Source organism: Acidovorax sp. FG42 (assembly GCF_057809195.1).
Genome location: NZ_JBMDJM010000035.1, coordinates 1 through 1,466 on the forward strand (window position 1 = coordinate 1; position 1,466 = coordinate 1,466).

Below are 1,466 nucleotides of genomic sequence, written 5' to 3' on the forward strand. Positions count from 1 at the left end.
GGGAGTGTCAGAATTTCTGTGTGTGAGGCGGTTTCAGAAATCGGCTAGTCGTTAAATTTTATTCAAACTAAGGCCCCTGCCAGGCCGCCGGAGGCCCCCCCCCGGTTGAGCCCTGCGGGGCAGGGTTCAACCCTTTCATTTGGCACCCTCGTGAGTGGGCTGCGTGAACCTGTCGCCGTAGAGGATGGCGAACTGGTTCATGGCTGATTTCCAGTTATTGGCTGCCCGTCCCCAGTCCTCGGTGATGTTGCGCAGCGCCAGCCAGATCAGTTTGGTGGCCGCATCGTCGCTGGGGAAGTGTCCCCGCGTCTTGATAATCTTGCGCAGTCGCGCATTCACGCTCTCGATCGCGTTGGTCGTGTAAATCACGCGGCGTACCTCGGGTGGGAAGGCAAAGAACGGGATGACCTTGTCCCAGGCCCTGCGCCAGGCGCCCACGACAGTGGGGAATTTCTTGCCCCAAGGCCCGGCCTCAAACGCGTGCAGCTCGGCCTCTGCCGCTTCGGCGCTGACCGCTGTGTAGATGGGTTTGATGGCCGCAGCCAGCGCCTTGCGCTCCTTCCAACTGGCAAAGTCCAGGCTGCCCCGGATCAGGTGCACGATGCAGGTCTGCAGCGTCGTAGCCGGGAACACCGTGCCCAGCGCCTCTGGCATGCCTTTGAGGCCGTCGGTGACGGCAATCAGGATGTCCTGCACGCCACGGGTCTTCAAATCGTTGAAGACTTTCATCCAAAATTTGGCTCCCTCGGTGTTTTCGATCCAGATGCCCAGGATGTCACGGCTGCCGTCAGGCAGCACGCCCAGAGCCAAGTACACGGCCTTGGAGCGCACCACCGCATCCTCGCGAATCTTGACGCGCAGCGCGTCAAAGAACACGACCGGGTACATCGACTCCAGCGGGCGGCTTTGCCAGGCAGTGACCTCGCTCATGACGGCGTCGGTGACGCTGCTGATGAGGTCGGGCGAGACGTCTACCGAGTACATCTCGGCCAGGAAGCCCCGGATCTCGCGCACCGTCATACCGCGGGCATACATGGCGACAATCTTGTCGTCAAAGCCGGTAAAGCGGCGCTCGTGCTTACCGATGAGCTGCGGCTCGAATGAGCCCTCGCGGTCGCGGGGAATGTCGATGCGCAAGGCACCAGCATCGGTCAGGACGGTCTTTGCGCTCTTGCCGTTGCGGTGATTGGCAGCAGCCCCTTCGGGTCTGGCCTGCCCGGGGGCGTAGCCCAGGTGGTGGCTCATCTCGGCGCCCAGCGCGCGTTCAAGAACCGACTTCTTGAACTGCTGGAAGATGCCCTCGAGCTCGGCTGGCGTCACTGGCCCGGGGATGAGTTGCTCCAACAGCTCGGCTGAGAATTGCGGCTGCGCTGCCTTGTCCGTCTCTGCGGTCGTCTTCGTCTTGCGTGGCATTCATGCTCCTTGTTGACATGCTATGCCTTACACACAAAGTTTCTGACAGGCTC

The 1,466-nt window shown here is 61.6% G+C and carries 1 protein-coding gene; it reads right to left on the reverse strand.

The genetic code is table 11. The features are described 5' to 3' along the window. Window positions 1-135 precede the first annotated feature (135 nt). Complete coding sequence (locus tag ACODSM_RS22410) at window positions 136-1,413, reverse strand: IS256 family transposase (protein WP_488806942.1); 1,278 nt, start codon at window positions 1,411-1,413, stop codon at window positions 136-138. Window positions 1,414-1,466: the final 53 nt, after the last annotated feature.

Coding starts and splice junctions, on each gene's coding strand:
- ACODSM_RS22410 (WP_488806942.1), bottom strand. CDS start 1,413: ATGCCACGCAAGACGAAGACGACCGCAGAGACGGACAAGGCAGCGCAG.